Raw genomic sequence first — 25,360 nt, forward strand, 5'->3', positions numbered from 1 at the left:
AGACGCTGAATAAAGTTCGGTATTGACGGGACTGAGTAAACCAATAGCCCATGATTAAAAAAATACTTTTTGCTTCAATTTGTGCTTGCTTAGGATACATTTCTTCCGCTTCCGCGCAACAAACCCTCAAATTAGATAGTTTACCAAAGGTACACAACAACATCTTCATCAATACCGATACCGTAGCCGTACCCGTAGTTTCTGAAAATCCCTTAACCATGGGACAGAACTTTATCTACAAACTCAGGCTCGATTCTATTGCCAAAACCGTTCCACTTCCTTATAACGAGTACGTTCAGCAGTATATTGATATTTATGCCAAGCGTAAGGATATGTTCGGGAAAATGATCGGCCTATCCAGCTATTACTTCCCGATTTTTGATAAAGCACTAAAAGATTATAATATTCCGCAGGAAATAAAATATCTAACCATTGTGGAGTCGCAGATGAATCCACACGCCATTTCGCGGGTGGGTGCAACGGGCATCTGGCAGTTTATGTTCGGTACAGGCAAGGCTTATGGCCTAAAAATGGATAACTTTGTTGATGAGCGTAAAGACCCCATACAAGCCAGTTATGCTGCAGCAGCTTATTTCAGGGATGCTTTTGAAGAACTGGGCGATTGGTTGCTGGCCATTGCAGCTTATAATTGTGGCAAAGGCAACGTAAACAGGGCAATAGAAAAAGCTAATTCGAGAGATTTTTGGGTAATCAGGCAGTTTTTGCCTAAAGAAACGAGAAATTATGTGCCGGCTTTTATTGCAGCTGTGTATGTAATGAATTATTCTAACAAACACCAGATCACGGCGCAGGCTTCGAACATGTTCCTTAAAACCGATACCGTTCAAACTACCCGTTTCGTTTCTTTATCTACATTGGCCAAAGTGCTTAATATTGAAGAAGGCGCCATGATGGCCCTAAATCCATCTTATAAGAAGAAGATTGTAAATGGTACCGATGATGAACCCAAGCGGATTGTGATGCCCAAATTAAAGGATGCCGATTATGCAGGCATTTACGACGTGTTAAACGATCAGGAAGTGGATGTGAGCATGAAGGTGATTGAGGCCAGTACAGATGATGCAAGGGATTTAAGAAAAAAGAAAGCAAAAAGTATATCAACGTCATCCATTGTTTATCATAAAGTTACCGCCGGACAAAATCTGACTACCGTTGCTGATAAATATGGCGTAGAAGTGCAGGATCTTAGGGTTTGGAACGGACTGAAGAGCAAAACGCTGGTGCCCGGACAGAAATTAAAAATCTACGCTAAAAACCGTACTCCTTTAAAAGCTCCAGCCTCATTTTTGAGTTATAAAGTAAAAACCGGCGATACCCTATCAGAAATTGCAGAGAAATTCGACGGTGCTACCGTTCAGAGCATTCGTCGCGATAACCGTTTATCAAAAGCTGGTTTACAGGTAGGCATGGTACTGAAGATTAGTAAAGGATAAGATTAATTTTAAATATTATTGTTTGTTTGATGGTCATCCTAAAACACCTGTAACAATAATATCGGTTTACATTTAGTTAACATCTGCTTAACTTAAAATAGTTTAATACAAGCTAAACTTGCCTCAAATTATTTTATAATGGATACCAGACGGGAGTTTCTCCGCAAATCTTTGTTACTTTCAGGTGCAACAGGCTTAGCTACTGTAATGCCATCATCAATTCAACGTGCATTGGCTATTGATCCGGTTGCCGGCAGTACCTTTCTGGATGCCGAACACGTGGTGATTTTAATGCAGGAAAACCGTTCCTTCGATCATACTTTTGGTACTTTGCAGGGTGTGCGCGGATTTAACGATCCAAGGGCTATAACGCTTCCTAACCAAAAACCTGTATGGTTCCAAACTGATGCCACAGGAAATACTTATGCACCTTTCCGTTTAAATATTAAAGATACCAAGGTAACGTGGATGGGTTCTTTGCCCCACTCGCGCGCCAGTCAGGTTGATGCCAATAACGGGGGCAAATACGACCAATGGCTTACTGCGAAAAAATCGGGCAATAAAAGTTACGCGCACATGCCGCTTACTTTGGGCCATTACACCCGCGAAGATCTCCCTTTCAATTATGCTTTGGCCGATGCCTTTACCGTTTGCGATCAGAATTTTTGCTCGGCAATGACCAGCACTACGCCAAACCGCTCGTTCTTCTGGACAGGAAAAATCACCCATGATGAAAATGGAATTCCGAAGGCGAATATCCGGAACGATGATTTTGCTTATGGAAAACAGCCCTGGAAAACTTTTCCTGAGCTATTGGAAGAAAACAAAATTGCCTGGAAATTTTACCAGAACGAAACCAGCTGTGGCGGTGGTTTTAAAGGAGAAGAACGGGCCTGGTTGGCCAATTTTGGTTGTAACCTGTTAGAATTTTTTAAAGCTTATAACGTAAAGTTTAAAGATAAATATGTAGAAAACCTGCAGAAACTGGTTGATACTTTGCCGGCCGAAATTAACAAACTGCAGGAGGCGAGTCCATCCAGTGATGCTGCTGCCAAGAAAATCCAAAGTGACCTTAAAAATAAAATGAAAGCGCTGGATGATGCGGCATCTGAGCTGGAGCAATGGAGCAGGAAAAACTTCGATAAACTTTCCAATCAGGAAAAAAGTTTGTTCTACAACGCTTTTGTGGTCAATCAGAATGATCCCGATTACAGGAGTATTTCTACCATTAAATACGACGACAACGGACAAAGTCGTGAAGCAACCGTACCAAAAGGAGATGTGCTGCACCAGTTCAGGGCTGATGTAAATGGCGGTAAACTGCCAACGGTTTCGTGGCTTGCCGGATCGCAGAACTTTTCTGATCATCCAAGTGCCCCGTGGTATGGTGCATGGTACATTTCGGAGGTAATGGACATTCTGACTAAAAATCCTGAGGTGTGGAAAAAAACGATTTTCATTGTTACCTACGATGAGAATGATGGTTATTACGACCATGTTCCGCCATATTCAATACCAGATGAAAATAAACCAGAAACCGGAAAAGTTTCGAAAGGAATTGATACCGAAATTGAGCATGTGCGTTTAGCCAACGAGCTTAAACAAGGCGTGCCCGAAAAAGGAGCAAGGGAAGCACCAATTGGTTTGGGTTTCCGTGTACCAATGTTAATTGCTTCGCCGTGGAGCCGCGGCGGTAAAGTTTGTTCGCAGCTTTTTGAGCATACATCTACCTTACAGTTTTTAGAGGAGTTTGTAAACAAAAAATATAAAAAGAATATCCGTCTGGAAAACATCAGCGAGTGGCGTAGAACCATTTCAGGTAATTTAACTTCTGCATTTACCCCTTTCGACCCCAATTCGGAAAAATTACCTTTTTTAAACCGCGATACATTTGTAGAAAAGATTTTCAGCGCTAAATTTAAAGAAGAACCAAAAGGTTTTAAGGCCATTTCCGATCAGGAAATCAGTGGTTCAAATGTACCGGGTTTAATGTCGCAACAGGAAAAAGGCATACGGAAATCTAGTGCCCTGCCATACCAGTTAGCTGCGCATGGTTTATTTGATCATAATAAAAAAGTTTTTCAGATCAGCATGTCTGCAAGTAATCAGTTATTTGGCGCTCAGGCTATGGGTTCGCCTTTCACTGTGTATGCACCGGTAAAATTTAAAACAGATGGCGGTAAAGAAGAAATCTGCAGAAACTGGTCCTTTGCCGTTAAAGTTAACGACGAACTGCGATACGACTGGCCAGTTAATGCTTTCGAAGGAAATAAATACCACCTGCGTTTAAACGGTCCGAATGGTTTTTACCGCGAATTTATCGGCTCTGCCAATGATCCGTTATTAACCATCACCGCTGATACCGACTTAAACCGTTTAACCAAAGCAGCAACAGGAAATTTAAAGCTAACGGTTAAAAACAATGGTAAAAGTACCATCAAAATCAACCTGAACGATCTCGGTTATAAAAACAACAATCAGCAAAAAAGCATTGCTCCAAACACAGAAGCAATTATTATACTCGATCTCAAAACAAGTTACGGCTGGTACGATTTCGAAGTGAAAAGTGATGCAGATGCTTTATTTGCGCAACGTTTTGCAGGGAGGGTAGAAACAGGTAAAGAAAGTTATACCGATCCGGTTATGGGCAAAGTATAAGCCTTTTAAAGCTTTCGTTGGGGGAGCCGTTTAGTTCTTATTTAACTTTTTTTGAAAGGCTTTTTATTTTAAGCCTCATAAAAAGAATTGTACCTTTGCACCGTCACTAATAAGTTACTTAATGAGTAATACGAATAGAAAGCAAGATGCGTTGGATTACCACTCGCAGGGGCGTCCGGGAAAGATACAGGTAGTACCCACAAAACCAACAACCTCACAAAGGGATTTAACTTTAGCATACTCTCCGGGAGTTGCAGAGCCCTGTTTAAAAATAGCAAACAACAAAGAAGATGTTTATAAATATACCGCCAAAGGTAATTTAGTTGCAGTAATCAGTAATGGAACGGCCGTTTTAGGTCTTGGTAATATCGGCCCCGAAGCCGGTAAACCCGTAATGGAAGGTAAAGGCCTTTTATTTAAAATATTCTCGGATATCGATGTATTCGATTTAGAGCTTGATACCGAAAATGTTGATGATTTTGTTAAAATCGTTAAAGCATTGGAGCCAACTTTCGGGGGGATCAACCTCGAAGATATCAAGGCCCCGGAATGTTTCGAAATCGAGCGCCGTTTAAAACAGGAAATGAATATCCCTGTAATGCATGATGATCAGCATGGAACAGCCATTATTTCTGGTGCAGCTTTATTAAATGCCTGCGAAATCCAGAAAAAGAAAATTGATAAAATACAGGTTGTGGTAAGTGGCGCTGGCGCTGCAGCGGTTTCCTGCTCAAAAATGTACCTGAGTTTAGGGGTTAAAAAAGAAAACCTGGTGATGTTCGATATCAATGGTTTAATTGATATCCACCGTACCGACCTTGACGATATCCGTATGGGTTTCGCTACTACCAGAAAAATTGCCAATATCGGCGAAGCGATGAAAGGTGCAGATGTTTTTATCGGACTTTCGGCAGCAAATGTAATTTCGCCTGAGATGTTAACCGGCATGGCCAAAAACCCGATTGTGTTTGCCATGGCCAATCCAGATCCCGAAATTGCCTACGAACTGGCCATTAAAACCCGTAAAGATCTCATTATGGCTACCGGCCGTTCTGATTATCCCAACCAGGTGAACAACGTATTGGGTTTCCCGTATATTTTCCGTGGAGCATTGGATGTTAGGGCAACCAGCATTAACGAAGCCATGAAAATTGCTGCGGTTAAAGCCATTGCCGAATTGGCTAAAAAATCGGTTCCGGAGGCGGTTAACTTGGCCTACAACGCACGTAACCTAAAATTCGGTAAAGATTATATCATTCCTAAACCGGTAGATTTCAGGTTGATTACCGAGGTTTCTACCGCAGTGGCAAAAGCTGCCATAGAAAGTGGTGTGGCCAGAAAAATCATCACCGATTGGGATGCCTATAACGAAGAATTAAGAAAGCGTTTAGGTTTGGATGATGCCATTATGAGGGCTGTAACCACCAAAGCAAAAATGGCTCCTAAACGTGTGGTATTTGCAGAGGCTGATAACTACAAAATCTTAAAAGCCGCCCAGATTGTAAAAGACGATAATATCGCTATTCCGATCCTTTTGGGTAATAAAGATAAAATTCAGGCCATTATTGATGAGCATGCTTTAGAACTGGAAGGTGTCGAAATTATCGACCAGATGCAAAATCCGGATAAAACCAAACAGTACGCCGAGGCACTTTTCAATAAGCGTCAGCGTAAAGGGGTTTCTTCTATGCGCGATGCGACTAAACTACTGAGAGACCGTAACTACTACGGTGCATCGATGGTAGAATTTGGGGAGGCCGATGCCATGATTTCAGGCCTGACCAAAAATTATGCAGCCACCATTAAACCTGCGCTACAGGTAATTGGTGTTAAACCGGGTGTAAAGCGTGTAGCAGGCATGTACATGATGATGACTAAAAAAGGTCCGGTTTTCTTTGGCGATACAACCGTAAACGTTGATCCAACAGCCGAAGAATTGGTAGATATTACCTTATTGATTGATAAATCGGTAAAACAGTTTAATATCAAGCCACGCATTGCACTTTTATCTTATTCTAATTTTGGTTCGAACGATGGCGTAACCCCGAATAAAGTAAGGGAAACCGTTAACCTGCTTCATAAAAACCACCCCGAAATTGTGGTTGATGGTGAGATGCAGGGAAATTTTGCCATTAATAACGAATTGTTAAAAGATAATTTCCCTTTTAGTACATTAGCTGATGCTCCGGCAAATACGTTGGTATTTCCAAATCTGGAGTCGGGCAATATTGCATACAAATTGTTACAAGAGCTTGGTGGCGCAGAAGCAGTTGGTCCAATCCTTTTAGGCTTGAATAAACCTGTTCATATTGTTCAATTAGGCAGTTCGGTACGCGAAATTGTAAATATGGTTACCATTGCTGTTGTAGATGTTCAGGCAAAAGAAGAAATTGAAACATCAAAACGAAAAGGTATATTTGGAAAAACAACTAAAAAGTAGAATTGCATGTACGCCTATATTGATGGTAAATTGACATTCAAAAACCCAGCTTATGTTGTGGTTGAAGCCGGAGGTATAGGCTACCATATCAACATTTCTTTAAATACATACAGCGCTTTGGGCGATGCAGAAAGGTGTAAACTCTACACTTGGCTGCATGTAAAAGAAGATGCACACACACTATACGGCTTCGCTGATGAGGGCGAACGCCGTTTATTTTTACACCTAATATCGGTATCGGGCATTGGACCAAACACAGGCAGGATGATTTTATCGTCTATCACACCTGTAGAAATCCAGACCGCAATTGTTAAAGCAGATTTACCTCTTATTCAAAGAATTAAGGGCCTTGGTGCAAAAACCGCACAACGCCTGGTTTTAGAATTACAGGATAAACTGAAAAAAGAAGGGGCAGATTCATTAATTTCTATGCCTCAACACAATACTGTTAAAGATGAAGCGTTATCAGCATTGGTAATGCTCGGATTCGCCAAACAAACCGCCGAAAAAACTATAGACCAGATTTTAAAAGTGACAGAGGGAACACTTTCGGTAGAGCAACTAATTAAACAAGCTTTAAAAACCTTATAGAACCACTGCCTTTGAAGAGAATATCTACATTTCTGTTTCTCATCTCACTTTTTCTAATTGCTTCTCAAAACGCTTTCTCACAAGTAGTTCCAAGCAAAGCGGATACTATTGCCCCGAAAAATAACTTCGGTTTAAAAGAAAAAGAACGCCTGGGCCTTAGTCCGGCGGTTAATCCATTTTACCCTGCGCCAAATAATTTAAAGCGCGTGGTAGAATACGATGCCAAAAACAAACGTTATATCGTTAAAGAACTCATCGGAGAAAAATTTGTTTTAAATACCCAGTATTTAACCATTGATGAATATCAGCGTCTGGTTAACAGTGAGATTAAGCGTGGTAACTGGCGCAGCATTTCAAACGCCGAAGTAAGCGATTACCGCAGTACAGGTATTATTCCGCAGATCCAGGTAAACAGTAAAGCTTTCGAAAAACTATTTGGCGGTACAACCATTGATATTCAGCCACGTGGGGAAGCAGAGCTTACTTTTTTAGGCCGGATCAATAAAAATGAAAACCCGCTTTTTAACGAAAGGCAAAGGGTGCAGACCAATTTCGATTTTAACCAGAGAATCCAGATGGACCTGGTTGGAAACATCGGAACGAAATTGAAAATCAAAAGTAATTACAATACAGAAGCACAGTTCGATTTCGAAAACCAGATTAAACTTGATTATACCGGCGGGCCGGATGATATCATCCAGAAAATTGAAGCGGGTAACGTAAGTTTACCTTTAAATACCTCGTTAATTACCGGTACACAGGCACTTTTCGGTATCAAAACCCAGTTAAAATTTGGCCGTTTAAATGTAACCAGTGTTTATACCCAGCAAAAATCGCAATCGAGGGAAATTAAAATTACTAACGGTGCGCAGCAGAATACCACAACCGTAAATATCGACAGTTACGAGGCTAATAAACACTATTTCCTATCGCAATATTTCAGGAACAATTACAATAAAAACCTGGCCAACGCACCGATTATTACCTCACCTATCCAGATTACCAAAATAGAGGTATGGATTACAAACAAAGCAGGTAACACAACCGATTCGAGGGATGTACTGGGTTTAATGGATTTGGGCGAAAATGCCCCTTTTAACAATAATTTGCTCACGGGCGGAACTTCGGGTCTTCCTGCAGGAACCACCGCAACAGGTTTTCCTCAACAATCAAATAACTTAATTTCACAGTTAAATGCTTATCAGGGCGGGGCGATTAGGCAAACCAATTCTAATGCAGTTTTGTCTTTCTTCCAAACTACACCTGCTAACAGCAGTAATACCGATAACTTTGCTAAACTGATTTACGCCCGTAAACTTACCGAGCGCGAATTTACCTTTCAGCCGCAATTGGGGTATGTTTCATTAAACAACCCGTTAAATGCCGATGAGGTTTTGGCTGTGGCTTACCGCTATACCTATAATGGTGTGGAATACCAGGTGGGTGAGTTTTCTACCGATATCCCTTTTGATGCGGCAAACCCAAAGGTACTTTATGCCAAATTATTAAAGAACGAAACTACAAAAATCCAATTGCCCACCTGGGATCTGATGATGAAAAACATCTATTCGATAGGTGGATACCAGATCAGCAGTCAGAATTTTAAACTTGATATTTACCGCATTGATAACGAAACCGGCGTTGATAACCCGGTAATGACCGAGGGGCAGAATACTGCAAATAAACAATGGATTGCCCTGACCGAGTTTGACCGTTTAAACCAGCAGAATGAACGGAGGCCTGATGGAGTTTTCGACTTTGTTGCTGCCAATAATGCTTTTGGTTCTTACTCTACCGCGAGTAATGCCAACCAGGCCAGTATGTTCGGGGTGGGGAGCAACGGACAAACTTCGCTGATAACCAATACCAATTCGGGTTATATTACCATCGATCCGGCAAACGGAAGGATTATTTTTCCGGTAATCGAACCTTTTGGTAAAGATTTGGCTGCAAGGTTTTTACCGAGTGAGCAGGCATTAATCAATAAATATACTTTTACCGCACTTTACGATTCTACCCAAACCATCGCCAAACAATTGTTCCAGAACCAGAACAGGTATGTGATTAAGGTAAACTATCAGTCAGATATTTCTTCAGAATTTAGCTTAAATGCCATTAACGTTCCAGAGGGATCGGTAAAGGTTTTCGCCGGAACCATGCCGTTAACGGAAGGTGTCGATTTTACCGTCGATTACCAGGGTGGCCGTGTGAGTATTATCAACCAGGCACTTTTAATTTCTGGTCAGCCGATCAGGATTACTACTGAAAATAATGAACTTTTTGGTTTGCAGCAGCGTTCACTTTTCGGAACCCGTTTAGATTATCGCGTTAACAATAAGCTAAACCTTGGGGGTACTATTATGAACCTTACCGAGAAACCTTTAACCCAAAAGGTAAATCTTGGTGAAGAACCGATTTCGAATACCATCTGGGGAGCCGATATCAATTATAGCTCGCCTTCACGATTTTTAACCAAACTGGTTGATAAACTCCCGTTCATTTCAACCAAAGCACCATCAAGTGTAACCTTTTACGGTGAGTTTGCCCAACTGATCCCGGGTCATCCGAGGGCATTAAATTTTGCCGGAAGTAAAAACGGAGTTAGTTATCTCGACGATTTCGAAGCATCGAGATCGGTGATTGATTTAAAGAGTGCCATTGCCTGGCAGCTTTCGGGCACGCCGCAACTTTTTCCCGAGTCGGATAGGTCTAACGATTTATCTTATGGCTTTAACCGTGCAAGAATTGCTTTCTATAATATCGATCCTACCTTTTATAATTCTGCCGCATCAACTACTCCTGCCAATATCAGGGGAAACAGAAACGAACTTTCTAATCATTATGTAAGGGAAGTAATTGAGCAGGAGGTTTTCCCGTTTAAAGAAACAGCCACCGGACAGGCACTGAATATTACAACACTTGATGTGGCTTACTATCCTACAGTAAGGGGACCATATAACTATCGTACAACCGATTTCAGACCCGACGGATCTTTATTGCAGCCTAAAAATAGCTGGGGTGGTTTCCAGCGGAAAATTGAAACCAACGATTTCGAAGCCCTGAATGTTGGCTTTATCGAGTTTTGGGTGTTGGATCCATTTATCTATAAGCCAAATTCTGCCGGTGGTGATATGTATTTCAACCTGGGTAATATCTCTGAAGATATCCTTAAAGATGGAAGAAAATCATTGGAAAACGGTTTGCCGGCAACCAACGATCCAACTAAATACGATGAAACCGCCTGGGGCCGGGTACCTAAATTGCAGCCGGTTGTACAGGCTTTCGATAACAATCCCGATTCGCGCCGTGCACAGGATGTGGGTTTGGATGGACTATCGGATGCAGATGAAAAAACAAAATTTGCTGCGGCGATTACGCAAATCAAAGGACAGTTAAACGCTACTGCTGCTGCCGCAATTGATGCCGATCCATCGTCAGATAATTATGCTTATTTCAGAGGCCCGGCTTTAGACCAGATCAACGCCGGTATCCTTAAACGTTACGAAAAATATAACGGAACAGAGGGTAACTCAAAAACCTCACAACAATCGCAGGCAGAACTGGGGCTCGAAAATTCGGCATCTACTTCGTTGCCTGATGGCGAGGATATCAACCGCGATAACAACATGACCCAAAGCGATGAATACTTTCAGTACAAAGTTTCTATGCGTCCGGGTGATTTAAATGTTGGACAGAACTTTATTACTGATAAAGTTACCTCGCAGGTAAAACTGGCTAACGGAAATACACAGGCCGTTACCTGGTACCAGTTCAGGATTCCGATTGGTCAATACCAGGATCGTGTTGGCGGTATCCAGGATTTTAAATCGATCCGTTTCTTCAGAATGTTTATGACCAATTTTGCAGATACAGCGGTATTGCGTTTTGCAAAATTACAACTCATCCGTGGAGAGTGGAGGGAGTACAATGCTTCTAACCTTGCTGCACAGGTAATCGTCGACCCATCTTTACCGGCACTTACACCAGATAATTCGACCATTGAAGTATCGACCGTAAATATTGAAGAAAATGGTAAACGTTCCCCTATCCCTTATGTTACCCCTCCGGGAATTTTGCGTGAGCGTGATTACAGCAACTACCGTGGCGATACCAGGCTGAACGAGCAATCGTTATCGGTTACCGTTAAATCATTAAGGGATGGTTATGGCAGGGCAGCATTTAAAACGGCCTATAGCGATTTTAGGTCTTATAAACACCTGGAAATGTTTGTCCACGCTGAGGCGGTGAACAACCAGGTATTGAATAATAATGATGTTGCTGCCTTTTTGAGGATCGGAACGGATAACCAGGATAACTATTACGAATATGTAATGCCGCTAAAGGTAACCAATCCGGGCACCAGCGATCCTGATGCGATTTGGCCCGAAGCCAACAGGATGGATATCGAGTTAACCCTTTTCCAAAATGCAAAACTGGCCCGTAATGTAGCTAAACAGGCTAACGGACAACCATGGCCAATAAATGTTCCATTTACCTATACCGATGGCGAACGAACCATTGTGGTAAAAGGTCAGCCTGATATGAGCAAGGTAAGGGTTTATATGGTAGGTATTAAAAATCCGTTGCGCGCTGCAACCGATGAAGGTATCCGTGATGATGGTCAGGATAAAAGTGCATTGGTTTGGTTCAACGAGTTAAGGTTAACTGAGTTTGATGAGAAAGGTGGCTGGGCTGCAACAGGAAGATTGAATTTAAAACTGGCTGATTTTGCCGATGTCAATATATCAGGCAGTAAATCAACAGTTGGTTTCGGTTCTATCGATTCGAAAGTGAGTGAAAGAAACCGTGCCGATAATGTACTGCTTGATGTTTCTTCATCAGTAGAACTGGGTAAATTCCTTCCACAGAAATCGGGCGTAAAAATTCCGATGTTCGTCAATTATTCGAAGCAGGTTTCTACGCCTCAGTATAATCCGCGGACACCGGATATCGAACTGAAAAATGCTTTAGAGCAATCAACCAAAGCCCAGAAAGATTCGATCCTGAATTTTGCGCAGGATTATACCGTAAGAAGGGGTATCAACTTTACCAATGTAAGGAAAGACCGGGTAAACAATAGTAAACCGGTTCACTTGTGGGATATCGAAAATTTCTCTGCAAGTTATGCGTATACGCAATATAATCACCGCGATTTTATTAATCAGAGCAGTTTACAAAATACATACCGGGCATCTTTACAGTATAGCTATTCTAAAGAGGCTAAAACCATAGCGCCGTTCGAAAAAATCATCAAATCGAACATGCTTGCTTTGCTAAAGGATTTCAACTTTAGTATTTTCCCGAGTGCAATTAATTTCAGGATTGATGTAGACCGTTTGTACTCTGAAAATACATTAAGAAATAATGATCCGAACAATACCATCGGACTTTATAGCAGCGGTTATGGAACCACCTTTAATAAAAACTTTACCATGAGCAGGGTTTATGGTATTGCATGGAACCTAACCCGCTCGTTACAGCTTGATTTTAATGCCACAAACTATTCGATCATCGACGAACCGGACGGAAGGATTGAAGGTTTAAAACGCGATACCGTTTGGGAGAATTTAAAACGTTTGGGCCGTACCACCGATTATAACCACAATTTAAACGTAACCTATAACCTGCCGATCGATAAAATTCCGGGTTTAAACTGGGTTTCGGTAAAAACACGTTACGGCACCAACTTTAACTGGCAAACCGAACCGCTTTCTACCCTTCGCGATCCTAATATTAATTTGGGAAATACCATTCAGAACAGCAGAACCGTTCAGATCAATCCTACCTTAACCCTAACCACACTTTACAATAAGTTTGGTTTTATCAGGAATGCGGGCAATGATCAGGATGGAGGTGGAGCCAAGAAGTTTTTCATTAACCTCTTAACCAGTTTAAAAAATGTGAATGCCAGTTTTGTACAAACAAAGGGTATTTTCTTGCCGGGCTACATGCCTACAACACAGTTTTTTGGTATTGATAAAGCAACCGGTGCACCAGGTTTAGGCTTTGTTTTTGGTAGTCAGCGGGATATCCGTGAAATGGCACTTGGCAATGGCTGGTTAACAACCGATACCCTGCAGAACCAGTTATATGTAAATACACTGCGCGAAGATTTCCAGCTTACCGGACAGTTAGAACCGTTTAAAGATTTACGGATTACCTTGAAGGCCAATAAAGCACAAACACGGAATTTCTCTACCAATTTTAGGTATGTGGCCACTGTTTCCTCTTTCGAAAATTTAAGCGCCATTACCACCGGCGATTACAGTGTTTCGTACATTGCTTTGGGTACTGCATTTAAAGAAAGTAATTCGAGCACTGTTTCTGCGCTGTTTAACCAGTTTATGGCTAACCGGATTATTATTTCGAGAAGGTTGGGCGCTCAGAATCCGAATTCATCGGGTTTAAACGGGGGCTTTGCCGATGGTTATGGTAAAGAAAGTCAGGATGTAATTATTTCTGCTTTTATGGCCGCCTATTCAGGTAAGGATGCAGGTAAGGCGAGCATGAATGCTTTTCCTAAAATTCCGCTTCCTAACTGGAATTTAACCTACAGCGGTTTAACCCGTATTCCTTTTATTGCCGATAAATTTTCGTCGGTAGATATCAGGCACGGTTACCGTTCGAGCTATAATATTAATGGTTTTAACTCCTTGTTACGTTACCAGGAAACCAATGGGGCTGTAAGCAGCAGAGATGTAAACAACAATTTCCTGCCCGAGTATCAGTTTGCACAGGTAACCGTTTCAGAGTATTTCGCTCCATTAGTTGGGGTAGATACCAGGTTTAAAAACAACCTTACTGCATCTTTCGAATTAAACCGGTCAAGGTTGCTTGGTCTCAGTTTGGCTAACAGTCAATTGGCGCAGTTATCAGAAAATAATATGGTTTTAGGGCTGGGCTACCGTACCAACAAATTCCGTTTCCCTTTTGGATGGTTTAAAAGCCTGAAAATGGATAACAATATGGACTTTAAACTTGATGTAGCCATCCGCGATAATAAAACAGTTATTTATCGTGCCGATGTTGCCGAAGCAGAAGTTTCATCAGGGGCCAAAAATATTACCTTACGGCCAAGTGTTGATTATGTATTGAACCAGAAGTTTAACATTAAATTATTTTACGATTCGAACATTACAAAACCATATACCTCGCAAACCTTTAATACTTCGTTCAGTAATTTTGGGTTTAGTTTAAGGTTTACGTTGAATTAACAGGCTGAAGTAAAGTCAACATGGCCGTCATTTCGAGCGGAGTGCAACGCAGTCGAGAACCACGTAGTGCTCAGCGAAGCTAAATCTGTCTGGATAGATCTCTCCACTCCGCGATGCTCCGGTCGAGATGACGGCGCTTTTATGTAAAGACATTAAATCAACTGGATTAGCCCTAGGGATGTTTAACGATAAGCTAAAAGTTAATTTCCCAGCCATTGCGATTGGTCAAACTAAATTGTATTTTTGGTGCATAAAGCGCAGAAAACCTTTTAACCTTTTGCATTTATATTGCTTATCTGCTGAAAACAATAAAATAAATAACTTATATTCAAATACTTACAGAACAATGAATTTTCCATCAGAATTAAAATACACTAAAGACCACGAGTGGGTTAGGGTTGAAGGTAACGAAGCATTTATTGGTGTTACCGATTTCGCTCAGCGCGAATTAGGCGATATCGTGTACGTTGATATCAACACAGTAGGTAGCGAAGTGGCAAAAGAAGAAGTTTTTGGTACTGTAGAGGCTGTTAAAACTGTTTCCGACCTGTATATGCCGGTTACCGGAACAGTATTGGAAGTTAATGCTGAATTAAATGATAATCCTGAATTGGTTAACTCTGATCCTTATGGTGACGGATGGATGGTAAAAGTATCTTTGGCCGATTTATCAGAAGTGGATGGTTTATTGTCAGCAGAAGCTTACCAGGAACTGGTAGGAGCTTAGTAAATATATTTTGTACAAAACACTAAAACATCAAAAATGGGCTGTTCTATGGACGGCTGTTGTTTTAGTGTTTTGTAATATGAAAATATCCCATTCTGTTAGCGAGAGCGGTTTTTTCTTTAAAGGCTTCGATAAGATGACCCATTTGGGTTTTTTCTTTGTGTTATCAGTATTACTTTTCTTTGGAAAAATAAAATACCAACATAATTACGCTTTCCGGACGTTAACTATTTTTAAGGTTTTACTGATCAATGCCATCATTGGCGGCGGAATTGAATTGTTACAGTGGAAAGTTTTTACCTACCGCTCTGCCGAATGGTGGGATTTTGGTTGCGATATGTTAGGTGCATGCATGGCCGTTTTTAGTTACGTGCTCCTCCATAAATTAAATTTTAACGAAACCATTACGGATTCGTCGCTTACCAAAAACAATTAATCTATTCGGAATAGCTTCATTGCAATTGAAAAGAAAATTAAATCAATGAAAAGTAAAATTAACATCATCTGTGTAGTTGTAGCCATTGCTTTAAGCGGATGCAGTGTTTTTAAAAAAGACTGTCATTGTCCTAAAGTATACTATAAAAGTTATCCATCACAACGCAGATAATCCCTATTGCGGTATTCTTTCTTATATTTTGATTGCCCCACCATCAGGCTGTATTTAAAATGTTACCAAGCAATTAACACACCTTAACAAACCTTTCGGCTTTTCTATAGTCTGATAGCTTAGTTTTATATAATAATATCTAATTTTTTGATGAAAAGAAACGTTCAGAGGGCAATATTTGTGGTGCTCCTATTTTGTGGTTATATCGCGCAGGCTCAAAATACTGGCTCGATAAGCGGTAAAGTGATTAACGCTAAAGATAAAAAGCCGGTCGATTTTGCTACTGTTGCAGTAAAAAGCCTTAAAGATTCGAGTGTTGTGGCTTCTGGTCAGACCAATCCGGATGGAACTTTTAGTTTCAAGGCCATCGCACCCGGTAAATACCGTATTTATTCAGCCTTTTTAGGCTTAAAAACCGCAACCAAAGATGTTGAGGTGGCAAAAGCTGCCGTAAATGCGGGTGATATTGCAATGAGCGACGATGGAGTTGATTTAAACACGGTTAATGTTACTGCAACCATTCCGATTGTGGTGAAAAAAGATACGATAGAATTTGATGCCAAATCGATCAAGGTACGCGAAAATGCTGTTGTAGAAGATCTTTTGAAGAAAGTACCCGGCGTAGAAGTTGCTAAAGATGGTAGCGTAAAAGCACAGGGCGAAACCATTACCAAAGTAAAGGTAGATGGTAAAGAGTTTTTTGGTAATGATCCGTTACTAGCGACTAAAAACCTTCCAGCCGACATGGTAGATAAAATCCAGGTTATTGACGAACTTTCAGAGCAGGCACAGTTTACCGGTATTGATGATGGAACAAGAAATAAAATTCTGAATATTACTACCAAAAACGGAATGAAACATGGCTATTTCGGAAACAGTACCGTTGGTTATGGTTCTAACGACCGTTATGATGCCAGCTTAAACGTAAACAAGTTTGATGACGACAGGCAGATCAGTTTTATCGGCCAGTTTAACAACGTAAACAAACAGAACTTTGGCCAGGGCGGTGGCGTTGGTAATGGTTTTGGTGGAGGCGGCGGCGGTGGTCGTGGTGGTTTTGGCGGTGGGGGCGGCGGTGGCAGCTCGAGCGGTAGCGGTGGTATAACCAATACCAATGCTGCAGGTTTAAACTTTGCCGATACCTATAAAGATGGTACCCAGTTTCAGGCCAGTTATTTCTTTAATAAAGCAAGTTCAGAAAGCATCCAGAATTCTAATATCCAGAATCTTACCGGAGGTACCAATAACATTGCCGAGGCTATAAACAATACTACCGATCGTATTAACCATCGTTTTAACTTTATGGTTGATACCAAGATTGATCCATCATTATCTATTAAAATACAGCCAAACCTGGCTTACACCGAAACTGATGGAAATAATTTAAATGATTATACAAGAACGCTTACGGATGGTTCAACTATTGGTAATCAGCGCAATACTACAACTGCTGCTACACCTACCATTAGTAATAATTTACTAATCCGTAAGAGCTTTAAACGCAGGGGGCGCACACTATCATTAAATGTAAATACCAGCATTAACGATAATGACGGTACAAATCTGAACTACAGAAAAGAAACAATTACTGAAGGCCTTGCATCAAGAGACACGATTACAAACCAGTTGAATAATACCAACAGTCATTCGATAAGTAATACCACAAGAGCAGTTTATACAGAGCCTTTAAATAAAACTTTAAGTGTGGAGTTTAACTATCAGAATGGTTATTCGAACAGCGATTCGCAGAGGGATGTATTTAACTATAATCCCTTAACCCTGCAGTATGATTTGGTAGATAACACTTTTTCAAATATTTATAACAACCGTACCTTAACCAATGCTGCAGGTGTAAGTTTAACTACAACTGAGAAAAAGTATAACTGGAATATTGGTGTAGCCGCTCAGCAAACCAACAGGGTAAATACCAATTTAACCACTGGTTTAAAACGTACTCAAAACTTTATCAATATTACCCCATCTGCACAGTTCAGGTATAATTTTAGTAATCGTAAACGTCTATTTATTAACTACCGCGGTTCTACCACACAACCAAGTATAGATCAAATCCAGCCGATTCCGGATAATACCAACTCTCAAACCCGTTATGTAGGTAATCCGGCCTTGAAACCTTCATTTAATAACCAATTGAGGATTAATTTTAATAATTTTAATATCGAAAATGGCAGGTTCTTTTTTGCAGGCTTAAACCTTACCCAAACATTTAATTCTATCGGAAATAGTATTGTTCCGTTAGCGGGAGGTATTCAGCAGGTAAGTTATATCAATGTTGATGGTGTTTACGCTGGTAACGCCAACGCAACCTGGTCTTTACCTTTAATGGCCGAACGTAAATTAACTTTGAACATTTCAGGAAATGGATCTTATAACAGAAACGTGAATTTTATTGTTCAACAGGGTGGTACCGTTCCGGTAAAAAATGTGACCAACAGTTATACCATTTCAAACGGTTATAAATTGGTTACCAATGTTGACAAGTTTGATTTAACCGGGGGAATTACCGGTAGTTATACCAACTCTACATTTTCGGCGCAACAATCATCCAATACACAGTTTTATACCATTAACCCAAGTTTTGATGTGAGTTATGTATTGCCTGCAAACATCAGGTTAGCCATCGATATCGATTATTTCAGGAACTTTGGTGGTGGCGATTTATATAACCAGGAATATACCATTCTTAATCCTTACATCAGCCGCCAGTTCTTTAAAAACAGAGGAACATTTAAGTTTTCTGTAAACGATGCCCTTAATCAGAATACCGGCGTAAGCAGAACAGCAACTGGTACTTCCATTACCGATTTAAGTTATAATGTATTAAAACGTTATTACATGTTCTCGTTTACTTACTCGTTAACCCGCATTGGCGGAAGAAACATGGGCGGAGATATGCAGATGCCGGGTCAACGTGGTAACGGCGGTGGCGGTGGCCGCATGAGGATGTAATCTCCGGCACCGTTCCATTACTTCGACCGTAGTGGAGAAATCTAAAATATGATTTTCTCTAATGGTCGGTGGCTCACCAACCATAAATTAAACTAATAAAAAAAAGTCCTGGGTTTTTAACCAGGACTTTTTTTATTTAATCCAAACGGCATTTAATTTTTAAATATGATATTCTTAGCTCTTTAAGAATTGGATTCTCAATTCGATGCGTTACCATAAACTTTATAAAAAGCATCGTCATCTCGACTGGAGCAACGCGGAATGGAGAGACCTAACTCGAGATAGATCTCTCGGTTGCGTTACACTTCGCTCGAGATGACGTATCGGGGGATAGCTTAATTTAGCACTTCTGTATTTGTATGTATTCCAAATGTTACCTTCTCAAAAATAAACCTTTAACTCGGTTGGCAGTCTTTATCTCAACAATCAAACTAACCGAATGAAACAAATTTTTACGCTTTTCCTTATTTTATCATCATTTTATGTTTACGCCCAAAAAACCGGGTCGGTAAGTGGCAGGGTAATTCAGTCGAAAGACAAAAAACCGATTGATTATGCCTCAATAGCCATCAAAAACCTCAGCGATTCGAGCATGGTTGGTGCGATAAGCACTACCGAAGACGGAAAATTTGTGTTCAAAAACCTAAAACCCGGTAATTACAAATTATATGCGGCATTTTTAGGTTTAAAAAACACCACAAAAGATTTTACCATCACCGCTGATAAAACAGATGTAGCTTTAGGCGATATTGTTCTGGAAGGTGGTGCCATTGATCTTCAAACCGTTGATATCAAGGCCGAAGTTCCGCCGATTGTGGTGAAAAAAGATACACTCGAGTTTAACGCCAGTTCTTTTAAGGTGGTAGAAAATGCTGTGGTAGAAGATCTTTTGAAAAAACTGCCAGGCGTAGAAGTTGATAAAGCAGGAACCGTTAAAGCCCAGGGCGAAACCATTACCAAAGTAAAAGTGGATGGTAAAGAGTTTTTTGGTAACGATCCCTTACTGGCCACCAAAAACCTTCCGGCCGATATGATTGATAAAATTCAGATCATTGATGAGCTTTCCGATCAGGCGCAGTTTACAGGTATCGACGATGGTTCGCGTACCAAGATCATTAACATTACCACCCGAAAAGACAAGAAGAACGGCTATTTCGGGAACAGTACCGGCGGATACGGCTCAAACGACCGTTATGATGTAAACGCAAATATTAATCATTTTAACCAGGATAAACGCCTGAGTGTAATTGCACAGTTCAATAATGTAAACAAGCAGAACTTTGGTGGTGGTTTAGGCGGTGGAAATGGTGGGAGCAATGGCGGTCGTGGCGGGATTACCGATACCAAGGCCGGTGGATTTAATTTCTCGGATGTATACGCCGATCAAACAGAAGTGAGTTTAAGTTATTTCGTTAATAAATCCGATAACCTTATTTTAAGGAACAGTGTAACCCAAAACTTGCTTGGCAATGTAACTACGGTTTTCAATAATAACCAAACCAACAATTCCGATCGTTTAAACCACCGTTTAAACTTTATGATTGATACTAAGCTCGATTCGCTAACCTCGCTTAAAGTTCAGCCCAATTTAAGCTATACCGATAACGAAAGTTTAAACAGCAGCACCTACACCCGCGATTATAATACTTACATGATTAACGGTACGCAATCGCTCCGAAACCACAGTACGGCACCATCTATCAGCAATAATATTTTGCTGCGGAAAAAATTTATGCGCAGGGGCAGAACGTTATCTTTAAACTTCAATACCAGTATCAACAACAGCGATGCCGATAATTACAATACCAATCCTGAAACGAGGATAGAAAATGGGGTAAGTACCAAGAAAACGACAGATCAGTTTAACGATCAGGAAAGCGAATCGCTTAACCAGAATACCCGTTTGGTTTATACGGAGCCATTAGATAAAACCCTGAGCCTGGAATTTAATTATCAGAACGGTTATAACCACAATACATCCGATCGTTTTACCTATAACTTTAATCCGGCTACTTTGGCTTACGATTTATTGGATCAGACTTTTAGTAATTCATACGAGAATACCATCTTAACCAATTCGGCGGGTTTCAGCCTCAATAAAATGGCCAAAAAATACAATTGGAATGTGGGGATGGCTGTTCAAAATACCGACAGGACAAATAATAATCTCAGCGGTGGTTTTGTGCTCAAGCAAAATGTGTTCAACTATACCCCATCGGCCATGTTCAGGTATAATTTTAGCAACAGCAAACGTTTGGTGTTTAATTATCGTGGCAGTACCAATCAGCCAAGTATCCAACAATTACAACCCATTCGTAACAATACCAACACGCAGAGTATCCCGGTGGGTAATCCCGATCTGAAACCCGAATTTAACAATACCCTCCGTGTAGCCTACAATACCTTTACCGTTGGCAAAAACAGGTCGCTGTTCGTAAATTTAAACCTTACGCAAACCTCCAACCGTTTTGCAAATAGCACCAGCCTGATCCAGAGCGGGCCCGATCAGGGAAAGCTTGCCGTTACGCCGGTAAACGTTAATGGTGTTTATTCAGGATCTATTTCCTCATCGTTAAGCCTGCCAATTATGGCCGAGAATAAATTAAATTTCCACATCAATGTAAGCGGTAATTACGATCGCGATGTAAATTTTACCAACTCACTTAAAAATATCACCAATAGCTGGTCCATCACCAATGGTTACCGTTTGGTTTCCAATCTGGATAAACTCGATTTAACCGCAGGTGTTAACGGATCGATCAACCGTGCAACTTATTCTGTTCAGCCAAATTCCAATACCCGCTTTTATACCTTTAGTCCCAATATCAGTGTAAGTTATTTATTTCCTTTTGATATCCGCTGGGCCATTGATGCTGATTACAACCAGAATACCGGAAGGAGCGAGGCTTTCGATACCCATTTTACATTGGTTAATTCTTACATCAGCAAACAGTTTTTTAAAAACAGGGGCACTTTTAAAGCTTCGGTAAACGATTTGCTGAACGAAAACCAGGGTGTTAGCCGTACAGCCAACAACAATACCATTCAGGATGTAAGTTACAATGTATTGCAGCGTTATTTTATGTTTTCATTTACCTATTCACTAAACCGGATGGGCGGCAAAAACCGGATCAGGGGAGGCGAAGAAGGTGGTAGAAACCGTGGCGGCAATGGTGGTGGTGGCTTTGGCGGTGGCAGGCAGCGGAACTAAATCATATTAGGGTAAACCTATACAATTTATAGCTTCAAATCAGGTTTGTTATTTGGAATAAATCTAAAGAAAGGCTAACTTGCGCCAAATTTAGCACATGAAACTGTCGCACCTTAAAATTGGAGAAAAAGGAACAATTGTAGCATTTACAGATTTAGATATGTCTGTAAAGTTAATGGAGATGGGCTGTTTGCCGGGCGAGGTAGTAGAAGTAGAGCGCTTTGCTCCACTGGGCGACCCCATGGCAATCCGTGTTGCTGGTTATCAGCTTTGCTTGCGTAAAAGTGAGGCCGATGTGATCATTATACAATAAATAAGCTGGGTTTGGATATTAAAGTTGCGTTAGTTGGTAATCCCAATACAGGTAAATCTACTTTATTTAACCGTTTAACAGGGTTAAATCAAAAAATAGGAAACTTTCCAGGTATTACTGTAGATAAGAAAACCGGTTTTACCAAACTTGCCGGTGGCAGGGAAGCCGAAATTATCGATTTACCCGGAACTTATAGCTTATATCCGAAAAGCTCCGACGAAAGTATCGTTTTTCAGGTGCTTGCCGATAAAAACAACAATAGCCATCCCGATGTAATTGTGCTTATTGCAGATGCTTCGAACCTAAAGCGTAACATGCTGCTGTATTCGCAGGTTGCCGATCTTGGCATCCCGATGATTTTGGCTTTAAACATGATCGATCTTTCTGCCAAACAGGGTATTGAAATTGATCTGGATAAACTTGCCGAAAAACTGGGCATCCAGGTGGTTTCCATTTCTGCAAGGAACAATATTGGTATCGATAAGTTAAAACAGGCCATTGCCAATACCAATAAAATTGCGACCCAGTTTCAGGATGTCGATGTAAATTTTCTGGCGCCCGAAGCCATTAATGCCATTAAATCGAAACTGAATTCCGATAACGATTATTATGCCCTGCAGGTATTGCACCAACATGAGTACCTCACTTTTTTTACCGAAAAAGAACAGGAAGAAATTGAGGAAATAGAGCAATCGCATCATTTCGAATCGTCTAAAATCCAGGCGGCCGAAACCATTGCACGTTATAAACACTTGAGTACAATCCTGTCTGATGTGGTGGTGGATAAAGGAACCGAAAAGAAATTTTCTTTCAGTGATAAATTAGATGGTATTTTAACCCACAAAGTGTGGGGATTTGCTATTTTCTTGTTGATCCTATTTGTGATTTTCAACGCCATTTTTGCCTGGTCATCTTATCCCATGGATTGGATTGAAAGTGGATTTGGATGGATCACCAGTATAGGACACGAATATCTGCCTGCGGGTATGCTAACTGATCTTTTGTTAGACGGTGTAATTGCTGGTTTAGGGGGTATTTTTGTATTTATTCCACAAATAGCCATTCTTTTTGCTTTTATATCCATTTTGGAAGATACCGGTTATATGGCACGCGTTACCTTTATGATGGATAAGGTGATGAGCAAGGTAGGTCTTAATGGAAAATCGGTAGTACCAATGATCGGTGGTTTGGCCTGTGCCGTTCCTTCTATCATGGCCGCCAGGAACATCGAAAACTGGAAAGACCGCATGATTACCATTATGGTTACCCCTTTGGTAAGCTGCTCGGCAAGGCTCCCGGTTTATATTTTAATCATCTCATTAATTATTCCTTCGGAAACGGTTTTAGGTGTTTTTAATTTGCAGGGTCTGGCGCTGATGGTAATGTACCTGGTAGGAATTGTTGCTGCGGTATTAGTGGCCTGGGTGATGAAATTTATCATTAAAACCAAAGAAAGGTCGTATTTCATCATGGAACTGCCCGTTTACCGCATGCCAAGGTGGAAAAACGTATTTTATACCATGTACGAGAAATCGAAAACCTTTGTTTTCGAAGCTGGCAAAGTAATTATTGCCATATCCATTATTCTTTGGGTAATGGCCTCATTTGGTCCGGGAAACCGTTTCGAAAATATTGATAAAAAATATGAAGCGGCTTTAGCCGACACCACAAAAAATACCGATCACATTAAAACCCTGGTGGCTACCGAGAAACTGGAAAACTCTTATGTCGGGATTCTTGGTCATGCCATTGAACCTGCTATCCGTCCGCTGGGTTACGATTGGAAGATCGGAATTGGTTTAATTACCTCTTTTGCGGCGCGCGAAGCTTTTGTGGGTACCATGGCAACCATTTACAGTGTGGATGGTGGCGATGAAGATACCAGCACGATCAGGGAGCGTATGTCGGCCTCCAGAAACAACCGTACAGGTTTGCCTGTTTATACTTTTGCCACGGGGATTTCGCTAATGCTTTTTTATGCTTTTGCCATGCAATGTATGAGTACAGTAGCCATTGTTTACCGCGAAACAAAAGGTTGGAAATGGCCGGTAATCCAATTGGGCTACATGACGGCTATGGCATATATTGCTGCATTGGTTGCTTATCAGTTGTTGAAATAATTGAACTCGTCATTTCGAGCGAAGTGTAACGAAGCCGAGAAATCTGTCTTGAGATAGATCTCTCCGTTCCACTGCGTTTCAGTCGAGATGACGATGTTTATTGTTTAGTCTTTTCCTTCGGTATGATTGCACCGATTTTTAGATTACACAGATTATAGGTTTTCACGTTTAAATTAATAGGCGATCGCTATTATTGCACTTGCCTTTGTTAATAAACCCGGTAGAAGCGGTTCCGATTCTTTACCGATAAATCGGCACTAAATTAGCATCGGAATTAGCGAATAACGGGACTGCTGTTCCCAAAACGCTACTAAACGTTCATTTTCAAATAGGGCACCTAATTTTTTATTTTAGTCACTTCCCTTTAGTCTTTCTGCTTTGGTCTTTCAGCTTTAGTCTTTCTGCTTTGGTCTTTCTCTATCCCAACTCAATCTGCCGCTTAATGCTCTCTTCTAATGAAATTAAGGTCTCAGTACGCTGGATGCCATTCACCGCTTGTATTTCTTCGTTTAACACGTGGCGTAAATGGTTGGTGTCTCTGCAGATAATTTTGGCAAACATACTGTAGGCACCGGTAGTGTAATGAAGTTCTACCACTTCTTTAATTTTGCTCAGCTGCGCCACGGCATCCTTATACTGGATTCCCTTTTCGAGGTAGATGCCTAAAAAAGCACAGATATCGTAACCGGCTTTCTGTGGATCGATAATTAAATGAGAGCCTTTTATAATGCCCATTTCCTGAAGTTTCTTCATTCTCACGTGTATCGTTCCGCCCGAAACAATCAGATCTTTAGCGATTTCTGTATAGGGTTTAGTGGCATCCTGCATCAATTGCTTTAATATATCGATGTCGAGGTTGTCAATTTCTAAATTGGAATTGTCTTTTTTAAGCATATTTTTGAATTATGATAAGCGAATTTACAAATATTTATCAATATTATAAAAATAAAATTAAATGTTTAAAATATTTGCAAGGTATTGGATGTTCCTTTACATTTGTATCAAGCAATTAACAAAAAGGAAACGTTCTTTCAAAATTGTTTAACAAAAATGTAGGG

The 25,360-nt window shown here is 40.7% G+C and carries 12 protein-coding genes; 11 read left to right on the forward strand and 1 reads right to left on the reverse strand.

Annotated features, from left to right (window positions below; translation table 11 throughout):
- The first annotated feature begins 50 nt into the window (after positions 1-50).
- The 11 genes from DRW42_RS03835 to feoB all read left to right on the forward strand — a co-directional run bounded on the left by DRW42_RS03835 (position 51) and on the right by feoB (position 24,302).
- Positions 51-1,454 (forward strand): lytic transglycosylase domain-containing protein, encoded by a 1,404-nt coding sequence (locus tag DRW42_RS03835; protein WP_113947527.1) that lies wholly within the window; start codon positions 51-53, stop codon positions 1,452-1,454.
- A gap of 138 nt (positions 1,455-1,592) precedes the next feature.
- On the forward strand, positions 1,593-4,112 hold the full coding sequence (locus DRW42_RS03840; protein WP_113947528.1) for a phosphocholine-specific phospholipase C: 2,520 nt from the start codon (positions 1,593-1,595) through the stop codon (positions 4,110-4,112).
- Positions 4,113-4,233: 121 nt separating this feature from the next.
- Positions 4,234-6,552, forward strand: coding sequence for an NADP-dependent malic enzyme (locus DRW42_RS03845; RefSeq protein ID WP_113947529.1), 2,319 nt, complete (start codon positions 4,234-4,236; stop codon positions 6,550-6,552).
- Between the two features lie 6 nt (positions 6,553-6,558).
- Positions 6,559-7,143, forward strand: coding sequence for a Holliday junction branch migration protein RuvA (gene ruvA / locus DRW42_RS03850; RefSeq protein WP_113947530.1), 585 nt, complete (start codon positions 6,559-6,561; stop codon positions 7,141-7,143).
- Positions 7,144-7,154: 11 nt separating this feature from the next.
- Positions 7,155-14,357, forward strand: a complete 7,203-nt coding sequence (sov, locus tag DRW42_RS03855; RefSeq protein WP_113947531.1) for a T9SS outer membrane translocon Sov/SprA — start codon at positions 7,155-7,157, stop codon at positions 14,355-14,357.
- Positions 14,358-14,703: 346 nt separating this feature from the next.
- Positions 14,704-15,084, forward strand: a complete 381-nt coding sequence (gcvH, locus tag DRW42_RS03860; protein ID WP_113947792.1) for a glycine cleavage system protein GcvH — start codon at positions 14,704-14,706, stop codon at positions 15,082-15,084.
- Between the two features lie 79 nt (positions 15,085-15,163).
- Positions 15,164-15,520, forward strand: a complete 357-nt coding sequence (locus DRW42_RS03865) for a VanZ family protein (RefSeq protein ID WP_167437786.1) — start codon at positions 15,164-15,166, stop codon at positions 15,518-15,520.
- 321 nt (positions 15,521-15,841) lie between these two features.
- The gene (locus DRW42_RS03870; protein ID WP_113947533.1) at positions 15,842-18,658 is read left to right on the forward strand and encodes an outer membrane beta-barrel family protein; all 2,817 of its coding nucleotides are present in this window, start codon (positions 15,842-15,844) and stop codon (positions 18,656-18,658) included.
- Between the two features lie 439 nt (positions 18,659-19,097).
- Positions 19,098-21,869, forward strand: a complete 2,772-nt coding sequence (locus DRW42_RS03875; RefSeq protein ID WP_113947534.1) for an outer membrane beta-barrel family protein — start codon at positions 19,098-19,100, stop codon at positions 21,867-21,869.
- Positions 21,870-21,966: 97 nt separating this feature from the next.
- On the forward strand, positions 21,967-22,182 hold the full coding sequence (locus DRW42_RS03880; RefSeq protein ID WP_025145397.1) for a FeoA family protein: 216 nt from the start codon (positions 21,967-21,969) through the stop codon (positions 22,180-22,182).
- A gap of 5 nt (positions 22,183-22,187) precedes the next feature.
- Positions 22,188-24,302, forward strand: coding sequence for a ferrous iron transport protein B (feoB, locus tag DRW42_RS03885; protein ID WP_167437792.1), 2,115 nt, complete (start codon positions 22,188-22,190; stop codon positions 24,300-24,302).
- A 417-nt stretch (positions 24,303-24,719) separates the two neighbouring features.
- On the opposite strand, the gene DRW42_RS03890 is transcribed toward feoB, so the two are convergent.
- Complete coding sequence (locus DRW42_RS03890; protein ID WP_025145395.1) at positions 24,720-25,196, reverse strand: Lrp/AsnC ligand binding domain-containing protein; 477 nt, start codon at positions 25,194-25,196, stop codon at positions 24,720-24,722.
- Positions 25,197-25,360 lie beyond the last annotated feature (164 nt).

Source organism: Pedobacter miscanthi (genome assembly GCF_003315595.1).
GTDB lineage: Bacteria > Bacteroidota > Bacteroidia > Sphingobacteriales > Sphingobacteriaceae > Pedobacter > Pedobacter miscanthi.

Bases quoted from the DNA above. Each gene is read 5' to 3' on its own strand.
- DRW42_RS03845 (WP_113947529.1), top strand. From the start codon at position 4,234: ATGAGTAATACGAATAGAAAGCAAGATGCGTTGGATTACCACTCGCAG.
- DRW42_RS03875 (WP_113947534.1), top strand. From the start codon at position 19,098: ATGAAACAAATTTTTACGCTTTTCCTTATTTTATCATCATTTTATGTT.
- DRW42_RS03870 (WP_113947533.1), top strand. From the start codon at position 15,842: ATGAAAAGAAACGTTCAGAGGGCAATATTTGTGGTGCTCCTATTTTGT.
- DRW42_RS03890 (WP_025145395.1), bottom strand. From the start codon at position 25,196: ATGCTTAAAAAAGACAATTCCAATTTAGAAATTGACAACCTCGACATC.
- DRW42_RS03865 (WP_167437786.1), top strand. From the start codon at position 15,164: ATGAAAATATCCCATTCTGTTAGCGAGAGCGGTTTTTTCTTTAAAGGC.
- DRW42_RS03835 (WP_113947527.1), top strand. From the start codon at position 51: ATGATTAAAAAAATACTTTTTGCTTCAATTTGTGCTTGCTTAGGATAC.
- gcvH (WP_113947792.1), top strand. From the start codon at position 14,704: ATGAATTTTCCATCAGAATTAAAATACACTAAAGACCACGAGTGGGTT.
- DRW42_RS03880 (WP_025145397.1), top strand. From the start codon at position 21,967: ATGAAACTGTCGCACCTTAAAATTGGAGAAAAAGGAACAATTGTAGCA.
- ruvA (WP_113947530.1), top strand. From the start codon at position 6,559: ATGTACGCCTATATTGATGGTAAATTGACATTCAAAAACCCAGCTTAT.
- DRW42_RS03840 (WP_113947528.1), top strand. From the start codon at position 1,593: ATGGATACCAGACGGGAGTTTCTCCGCAAATCTTTGTTACTTTCAGGT.